Annotated in this window: 10 protein-coding genes and 1 tRNA gene; 8 read left to right on the top strand and 3 right to left on the bottom strand. The window is 63.0% G+C overall.

The genetic code is table 11. The features are described 5' to 3' along the window. Positions 1-312, top strand: a 312-nt coding sequence (locus A5658_RS18625; RefSeq protein WP_197503155.1) for a divalent metal cation transporter, incomplete at its 5' end; no start/stop codon positions are given. On the opposite strand, the gene A5658_RS28210 is transcribed toward A5658_RS18625, so the two are convergent. Beyond that, positions 309-491, bottom strand: a complete 183-nt coding sequence (locus tag A5658_RS28210) for a hypothetical protein (protein ID WP_156751538.1) — start codon at positions 489-491, stop codon at positions 309-311. The two genes, A5658_RS18625 and A5658_RS28210, sit on opposite strands and share 4 nt — an antisense overlap. A gap of 115 nt (positions 492-606) precedes the next feature. Between A5658_RS28210 and A5658_RS18620 the strand changes: the two genes are divergently transcribed. The 5 genes from A5658_RS18620 (at position 607) to A5658_RS18600 (ending at position 4,152) form a co-directional block, all read left to right on the top strand. Next, entirely contained in the window at positions 607-1,677 is a 1,071-nt protein-coding gene (locus tag A5658_RS18620) for a poly-gamma-glutamate hydrolase family protein (RefSeq protein WP_067338617.1), read from the top strand. Between the two features lie 21 nt (positions 1,678-1,698). After that, complete coding sequence (locus A5658_RS18615) at positions 1,699-2,499, top strand: TIGR03621 family F420-dependent LLM class oxidoreductase (protein WP_067338613.1); 801 nt, start codon at positions 1,699-1,701, stop codon at positions 2,497-2,499. Between the two features lie 25 nt (positions 2,500-2,524). After that, complete coding sequence (locus A5658_RS28910) at positions 2,525-3,001, top strand: hypothetical protein (protein ID WP_067338610.1); 477 nt, start codon at positions 2,525-2,527, stop codon at positions 2,999-3,001. Between the two features lie 4 nt (positions 3,002-3,005). Continuing rightward, a complete protein-coding gene (locus tag A5658_RS18605) occupies positions 3,006-4,028 on the top strand; it encodes a GTP-binding protein (RefSeq protein WP_067338624.1) in 1,023 nt (340 codons plus the stop codon). Positions 4,029-4,079: 51 nt separating this feature from the next. Continuing rightward, positions 4,080-4,152 (top strand) — tRNA-Arg (locus tag A5658_RS18600). 37 nt (positions 4,153-4,189) lie between these two features. Here the strand turns inward: A5658_RS18600 and A5658_RS28905 are convergent. Next, complete coding sequence (locus tag A5658_RS28905; RefSeq protein ID WP_231997370.1) at positions 4,190-4,933, bottom strand: site-specific integrase; 744 nt, start codon at positions 4,931-4,933, stop codon at positions 4,190-4,192. Between the two features lie 398 nt (positions 4,934-5,331). Beyond that, complete coding sequence (locus A5658_RS29410) at positions 5,332-5,595, bottom strand: helix-turn-helix domain-containing protein (RefSeq protein ID WP_082993280.1); 264 nt, start codon at positions 5,593-5,595, stop codon at positions 5,332-5,334. 828 nt (positions 5,596-6,423) lie between these two features. Here A5658_RS29410 and A5658_RS27655 point away from each other — a divergent pair. Further along, on the top strand, positions 6,424-7,086 hold the full coding sequence (locus A5658_RS27655) for a TauD/TfdA family dioxygenase (protein WP_082993278.1): 663 nt from the start codon (positions 6,424-6,426) through the stop codon (positions 7,084-7,086). Further along, positions 7,079-7,993, top strand: coding sequence for a hypothetical protein (locus A5658_RS18585; protein ID WP_067338603.1), 915 nt, complete (start codon positions 7,079-7,081; stop codon positions 7,991-7,993). The genes A5658_RS27655 and A5658_RS18585 overlap by 8 nt, the downstream gene beginning before the upstream one ends. The last annotated feature ends 505 nt before the right edge of the window (positions 7,994-8,498 follow it).

Below are 8,498 nucleotides of genomic sequence, written 5' to 3'. Positions count from 1 at the left end.
GCGATGATCATGCAGGGCCTGCTGCACCGATCGATCCCGATGGTGTGGCGGCGGCTGGCGACGTTGGCACCGGCGCTGGTGATCCTGGCGCTGGGGTTCGATCCCACGCGGACGCTGGTGCTGTCCCAGGTCGTCCTGTCGTTCGGCATCCCGTTCGCACTGCTACCGCTGGTCCGGCTGACCAGCGATCGCACGCTGATGGGCACCGACACCAATCACCGCGTCACGACGGCCGTCGGGTGGGTGATCGGCACGTTGATCAGCGTGCTCAACGTGGTGCTGATCTATCTCACGATCAGCGCCAAAGGCTAGCGCCGGTGCCGGCCGCCGCCTCGCAGCGCGATGAGCTCGTCAAGCAGCTCGTCCATCTGGTCGATCGACGGCATCGTCGCGCCGCGCGCGCGGTTGGCATCACGAACACCGGCCAGCACCCGCAATTCGCGCTCGATGGTGTCCCGATTGCGGGGACCGCGCTCGTCCACTCTGCTCATTGAACGAGTCTTTCACCTCAGGCAGACACATCCGCGCCACGACTCGGGGAATTAACCTCGCGATCAGAAGTCGTTCGCGGCCAAGCAAATAATTCGCTCGGCTAACATCGACTTCGTGACGCAGCGGCGCCGTCATTCCTACTTCGCGTACGGGTCCAACCTGTGCGTGCGGCAAATGGCGCAGCGGTGCCCCGACGCGGTCAATCCGCGACGGGCCGTGCTCGCCGACCACGATTGGCTGATCAATCAACGCGGGGTGGCCACCGTCGAGCCGCTGCACGGGACGACGGTGCACGGGGTCGTCTGGGATTTGTCCGACCACGATCTGGCCGCCCTGGACAGCGCAGAAGGCGTCCCGGTGCGCTACCGGCGTGACGAGATGACCGTGCAGACCGAAGACGGGCCGGCGGAGGCGTGGGTGTACATCGACCACCGGGTGAGTCTGGGCCCGCCGCGACCCGGCTACCTGGAACGCATCATCGACGGGGCGCTGCATCACGGGTTGCCCCAGCAGTGGATCGACTTCCTCCGTCGATGGGATCCTTCGCGCTGGCCACGTCCCCGGCCACGGCCGACAACGCCTGCACCACAGTCACTTTCCGAGCTGCTCGCCGACGACGATGTTGCCGAAACCAGCCGCTTGCGGTCGCGCTTCGGCTTCCTCGCGATCCACGGCGGCGGCCTGGAGCAGATGACCGACGTGATCGCCGAGCGCGCGGCCGATGCGGCCGGCGCATCGCTGTACCTGGTGCGCCATCCAGACCGCTATCCGCATCACCTGTCGTCGGCGCGTTTTCTCCGCGAAGAGTCGACGCGTCTGGCGGAGTTCCTCGACCACGTCGATGTCGCGGTGTCGTTGCATGGCTACGGACGGATCGGCCGCGCCACACAGCTGCTGGCCGGCGGCGGCAATCGCGTGCTCGCCACCCACGTGGCCGACCATCTGGATCTGCCCGGCTACCACGTCGTCACCGACCTCGATGAGATCCCGGCCGAGCTGCGTGGCCTGCATCCGCAGAACCCGGTCAACCAGACCCGTTGCGGCGGAGCGCAATTAGAGTTGCCCATCCGGGTCAGGGGCATCAGCCCGCGTAGCCCGCTGCCGGGTGCCGACGGGCTGTCGCCGGTGACCGCTGAGCTGGTGCAGGGCCTGGCGACCGCGGCGCGTACGTGGAAACTGCAATAACTACACAACCGGAGGTGGCCGATGGCCGAAAAGTCCTTACGCTTTTCGCTGGGTATTCACGCAGCCAAGTCGCTGGCTGCGTTGCAGGACAAGGTAAAGCGCTACGAGGACATCGGCTTTGACGCGATACATCTGCCGGATCACCTCGGTGCCCCGGCACCCTTTCCGGTGCTGACCGCGATCGCGTCGGCCACGTCGCGGGTGCGGCTTGGTACCTACGTGCTCAACGCTGGGTTCTACAAGCCCGCGCTGCTAGCCCGTGACGCGGGCGAAGTCGACCAGCTCAGTGGCGGACGCCTCGACCTGGGCCTCGGTGCCGGTTACGTGCGTGAGGAGTTCGAGGCGGCGGAGTTGCCCTATCCCACCGCGCGGGAGCGCGTCGACCACCTCGAGCACGTCACCACGTATATGAAGAAGCACCTGCCGAAGGTGCCAATCCTGATCGCGGGCAACGGAAACCGATTGCTGACGATCGCCGCCCAGCACGCCGACATCATCGGGTTGACCGGTGCCGACTCGCTCGCCGACCGGGTGGAGTTTGTTCGCGCCGCCGCCGGCGACCGGTTCGCCGACCTCGTGTTGAACCTCGCGATCACCGCCGTCCCGTCCGGCGACTCCGAGCAGCCCGACCTGGCCCTCACCCGCAGGTTCGTCCAACTGTCCGACGACGAGCTGATGGCCCTGCCGTCGGTGCTCAGCGGATCGCCGAGGGGCATCGCCGACACCTTGCTCGGCTACCACGAGAAGTACGGACTGACGTCGTTCACCTTCCAGGAAAACCACGTGGACACCATCGCAAAGGTCATCGCTGAGCTGCGATGACCGCCGAGTTACGTATGGTGGATTGATGCGTTACAACCCGCCTCCGAACTGGCCAAAGCCCCCCAAAGGCTGGGAGCCGCACCCGGACTGGTCGCCCGACCCCTCATGGCCGCCGCCGCCGCAGGGCTGGCGGCTGTGGATCGAGGACGAGGTGCCGGCGCTGGGACAGCTCAAGCACGACGGCGACGACGGCGAGTACTTTGGCGACGAGAACGCTTGGGCCGACGATGCCGGGCCTGCCCCCGTCGAAGGCGAACTGGACGCCGCGGTGTCCGCGCTGCCGCCGCACCCGACCGAGATCGTGCCCGAAGACCTTGCGGTGCAACACCTCGGGAGGTACGCGACCGTCAAATGGGACGACGAGCGTCAGTACGCGATCGGCACGATTATCGCCGTCGCGGCCGATGCTGACGCGGTGCGCGTCAAACTCGACGGGATCGAGGCGCCGATCGCCTTTCCGCGCGATACGCCCGGCAGCCCACGTCTGCTGGTCTGGTTGTAAGACCCTGGCAACGGCGATCCCCGTCGTTTGCCTGACCGGTTATCTCGGCGCCGGCAAGACGACACTGCTCAACCATGTGCTCCGCAGCCCGGGCGCACGGATCGGCATCGTTATCAACGACTTCGGTGAACTTAACGTCGACGCCATGCTGGTGGCCGGGCAGATCGACGAGCCGGTATCGATCGCCGGCGGTTGCATCTGCTGTCTGCCCGATGACGGTGGCATCGACGACGCGCTGACCAAGCTTGCCGACCCGCGGCTCAACCTCGATGCCGTGATCGTCGAGGCCAGCGGTTTGGCCGATCCGCTGATCGTCGCCCGCATCATCGGCTTCAGCCGGGTCGCCGGCCTACGATACGGCGGACTGGTCGACGTCGTCGACGCCGCAACGCATTTCGACATCGTCGACACCGGAGAGGTGCTGCCCGCGCGTTATCGGGCGGCGTCGTTGGTCGTCGTCAACAAGCTCGACCAACTCCCAGTCGGCGACCGCGACGGCATGGTCGAGCGGGTGGAACAACGCGTGCGAAAGCAGAATTCGCGGGCGACGGTCGTCGGGGCGGTCGGCGGGCAGATCGACCCGCGCCTGCTCTACGACGTCGCGGGGTCAGACGACGAACCGGGCCAACTCTCGTTGCGCGAACTGCTCGTCGACGAGACCGCCGTGGCCCACGGTGGCCACGTGCACGCTGACTCGGTGACTGTGACTAGCGACGGTGAGGTCGACCCCGGCGCTCTGATCGACCTGCTCGAGGATTCTCCGGCAGGGGTGTATCGGCTCAAGGGCGCCGTGAAGATGCGATATGGCCGAGGTACGTCCACTTTCGCGGTCAACCTCGTCGGCACGACGATCCACATCGCGAACGCGCCACCCGGAGCCGCGGCCAACTTTCTGGTCGCGATCGGAATGCATCTCGACACCGACGAAGTGGCCGGGCGGCTCGAAGCGGCGCTGCGTCCCGGCACCGAACCGGCGACTCTGGCCAACGTTCACCGCCTGCGCCGATACCGCCGTCACAGCCTGTGACGCACCAGCTACCGGTCCGGATGTAGGTTTAACGGTGTTTCGGCCCCTTCAGCCCCCGTAGCTCAGGGGATAGAGCACGGCTCTCCTAAAGCCGGTGTCGCAGGTTCGAATCCTGCCGGGGGCACTTGTATTTTTGCAGTTCAGAGCGCTGAGCTGCCCGCTCAACCTTCGGCCTCGGCTTGGCCTGGTCGGTGCTTGGTCGGTGATTGTTTGGCACCAGATGGTTGGCGTTGGTTGGCGATGGCCTGTCGCGCGGCTGTGTCGAGTCGCGAAGCGACGTCGTCGAGGTCGGTGGGGAACAGACCCGCGTAGTGGTTCAGCGTGGTAGCCGCCGACTCATGGCCCAACAGGCGCGCGACCGCAACGACTGACGCACCTTCCTGGATGGCCAATGATGCGGCGGTGTCGCGGAGATTATGGGGAGTGATGTTCAGTCCAAGCACCCGGACCGCAGGATCGAACACATCGCGTCGCCAATTGCGGTTGCGCAGCGGTGTGCCCGACGCGGAAGGAAAAACCAATTCGCCTTCGTGCCTCAGAGCCTTATAGGCTGCCAGCTCGCCTGACACGATCTCGGGAACGGGCACTGTGCGTGCCTGGTGATTCTTTACCGGCGATAACTCGCCTCGTGGTGCTTCCTCCGAATATGCCCGAGCGACGCGCAAGGTTCTACTCTGCAAATCGACGTCAGACCATCGCAATGCGGCGAGTTCGCCCCAACGCAGACCGCAATATCCGGCTACGAGCACGAGCAGGCGGTCTCTCACTTCCTCGACCTTTTCCGCTAGGCGCCACAGCTGATCATGAGTCAACGGCCGCGGGTCGTTGCCCTGCACCTTGGACAGGCGAATACCCGCAGCAGGATTGCGCTGGATTGCACCGTCGCGCACGGCGTAGTCGAACACCCTGCGCAAGACGCCCAGCGAATGGCGTGCGGTCGCAACAGATTGCGTACGCGATAGGTCAGCGGCCCAGGCCTGAACCTCGGACGGCCGCACCGAGACGAGAGGCCGGCGCCCGAAAGTTCCGGCGATCTGCTTCGCGATCACACCACGGATTTTGCGCACGGTGGCCGGTTGCCGCACCGGCTGAGCGTCCAGCCAGATCTGGCACCACTCCCCAACTGGTCTGTCGCCTGCTGCCGGATCAGACCACACTCCAGATCGGAGGCTGTCCGTTTGGCGCCGTTCCCATTCCTGCGCATCGCGCTTCCGCTGGAACGTCCGCGACGCTACATATCGGCCGCGGTAGTAGATGCGAGCGCGGTAGACTCGCGCGCCGTTTGGACCGACACGTCCTTCAATCACCCTGCTTGCCAGCGTGATTCACGCCGGATGTCGAGCCACTCATCGACCTCGCGGGAGTCCCATCGAAGCGCGGTTCCGACACGAATTGCCGGCGGGCCGTCGCCGCGCAGACGCCAAGCGCGAATGCAGCCGACGCTCACAGTTAGCCGCTCTGCGAGCTCTTGGATCGTCAGCAAGGTGCCGAGTTGATGCGTATCAGCCTGCGACTCCGGCTGTTTCGGAACCGCAAGCACTTTCGCCCGTATCTGAGAGGCAGCCATCGAGTGTCCTTCGTTGATGTATCCGATTAGTTGGGATCATCGGATACCTCCTGACCGTCTCGCTACCAACGCAAGCAACTTCGCTCGAAATTGGGTTCGCCTAAGAGACACGATGGTTTCGCCACGATTTCCAGGGCGTCCGCTCTTGGGAGCGTAAATTGACTGGATGACCACCCGGCCGGGCTCCCGAGGGGACGGCGCCCACGACGGGCACCAGTCAGATAGCACCGCTGCGGGTACTGAGGACAATGCCGCAGCGAACTACAGCCCCCGGAAGTTCGGCCAGCTTCCGCGACTCATCGTGCCCGAGAATTTTGACGAGCCGCTTACGGATGCTCAAATCTCTCCCTGGGAATTCCGTTCGGACCAGACCAATTAGCTAGACCTGCCGCCGCGCGGCGGCCTTCGATCTCTAACTTATGGGCCCAGCCGGGAGCCGTTGCGCCTCTTGCGGACGCTCGCATAGGTGCAGCTCGGTCGACTTGCGCAATTTGAGCCGTCTCACTGCGTCCCCGATGTTCGCAACAGTTTCGCGCCGCTTTTTGTCCAAATACGTGGCCAATCGCTCGCGCAACTCAACAGTCTGCGCCGGTACCTCAGAGCGTCTACACAGCTGATCATCCGTATCAATCCTGCGGATAAGACTCAGGAGCCTCGGTACGATTTCGCCATGCCGCTAGCTGACGGTCAGGCATTGGCTGGGTACAGAATCTTGCGCATTCTCGGCTTTGGGGGGATGGGCGAGGCGTACCTCGTCCAGAACCCGCGGCTTCAAGTAACGAACGTACAGCCGGCCACTGATCTGCCGAGCAAGCCGAGGTACTCACGATGATCAAGCAACCATCGATCGAGGATCGGATCAGAGCGCTGCATTCAGAGGTCCGCCAAAGAGGTTGGGCCGTCGACGCGCTCGACCTCAGCTACCTGACAGGGTGGAGCAGCGAGCTTGGCTGGACCAGAATCTCAAATCGTCTTGGCAACAACATGATTGACGAGCTCACTCCAACCTCAGAGACTGATTCGCACCCGAGATCTCTGAGCGCGATCCACGGGCTGCGCACGCAACCTCTGCATACTGACGGCGCGCATTTGCGGCGGCCTCCCGACTTGGTTGCGTTCTCTGCGTCCGCCCCGAACGACACGCCCACCTTGCTGTGGAGGCCTACATACCCTCCTGCCTTCGTTTCTCACGGCGTCTTCCTTGTTGACGCGGGCAGCGACAGATTTCTCACGACGCCACACTCAATGCGCAGTGGCTTCCGCTTCGATCCGGGGTGCATGACACCGATTGACCAACGCGCACGTTCGGCCGTCGAGTTCTTCACAGATCACCGTGCAACTGCCGTAGTCGAGCACCATTGGGACACTCCAGGCCAGCTGCTTTTGATCGACAATCGCCGCGTCCTACATGCCCGCGCCAACGTATCCGAGGGAGATGAAGGTCGTCGAATCACGCGGATGAGTTTCGTTGTGGCGGCGCAGAATGTCTGACACCTACGACGCCGACGCGCTCTGGCTCAAAGCGAAGCTGTTCATCAACCACGCAATGGACGAAGAGGAACCCCGCACATTTGACGAGAGAGCGCTGTGGGCAACACTCGCGCTCGAACTACTTGCAAAGTCGGCCCTCTCGCGCGTTTCACCGGCACTGATCGCATCCCCCAACGAGGAAGGGACCAACATATTGATAGCGAGCGGTCTGATCGAGGGAAACGCACAGTTCACCTCGCTTGCTGCCCACTCGCTTGTTAAGAGGTGCAGTAAGGCTTTTCGACCATTTGACGAGCGCGAAGCGCGGGCGATCATGCACGCGCGCAACGAGTACCTTCACGGAGGCGCGCCAGTTTTCACAAGGATCCCGCCGGAGGCGTGGTGGCCACGATTCTGGAGTCAGGCGGCGATCCTGGTAAACGCGCAGGATAAAGATATCGATGATCTCGTTGGTACTGATCGATCGTTGATAGTGGAAGACTATTTATCCAAAAATAGAGAAAACATAATACGGCAGAGCGAAATGCTCATCGCCCGAGCCAAACAGAGACTTGCGCAAGTGCGCGCGGGCAACGTGCCCACACGAATTGCGAGCGAATGGTCGCGTCCCATCGATTTAACCGCGAGCCTTGCGCACAAGGCCGATGAGGCATGTCCTGCGTGTGGCTCGACGGGCACGCTCGAAGGCGATGAAGTGGTCAGCACAGACCTCAGGCGCAGCATGTTCAGTGACGACGTGGAAGAGTGGATCGAACTGACAGTCTCGTCTGACTACTTCAGCTGCCCGGTGTGTCGACTCGTCCTTCAGAACTGGGAGTTAGTCTCACAGGCAGGCTTGCCGGGAGAGTTCTCAGCCATCGGAGACTACGACGACTACGGCGCTCAATTCGAATACGGCAATGACTGAGGGAGGCTCGGAAATACAACTTCGATTCTGACCATCAGGCCGCGTAGTAAAACTTCTATGAGCGTCACGCGAAATGTAATTAAAAGGATAGCAATTTATGGAGCGTATACCTGTAGAGCCGTCGGTTTTACAGTGGGCGCGAAAAAGCGCCGGATTCCATGATATGCAATTGGCGGCGAAGCGTTTAGGCGCAAGCGTCAACACCGTCACAAGCTGGGAAGACGGATCACTACAGCCGACGATCAAACAACTCCGCGCAATGGCAAAAACGTACAGACGACCCCTAGCTGTTCTGCTTCTGCCAGACCCGCCGAAGGACTTCGACGCCCTGCGCGACTTCCGACGCGTAGCCGGAACCGACACATCAACCTGGTCGCCGGCATTGGAACGCGAGTTTCGCAGAGCAATCTCCCAACGCGAGGTCTACCTGAATCGCCCCGGTGAGTTCGGAGACTTTCTGATTTGAGGACTCAGCCGGCGGCTGGTCTCCGTTGGTGAGCGTAAT

It is taken from the genome of Mycobacterium sp. 1245111.1 (assembly GCF_001673405.1).
GTDB lineage: Bacteria > Actinomycetota > Actinomycetes > Mycobacteriales > Mycobacteriaceae > Mycobacterium.
This window is presented reverse-complemented; position numbering and strand designations above follow the sequence as displayed.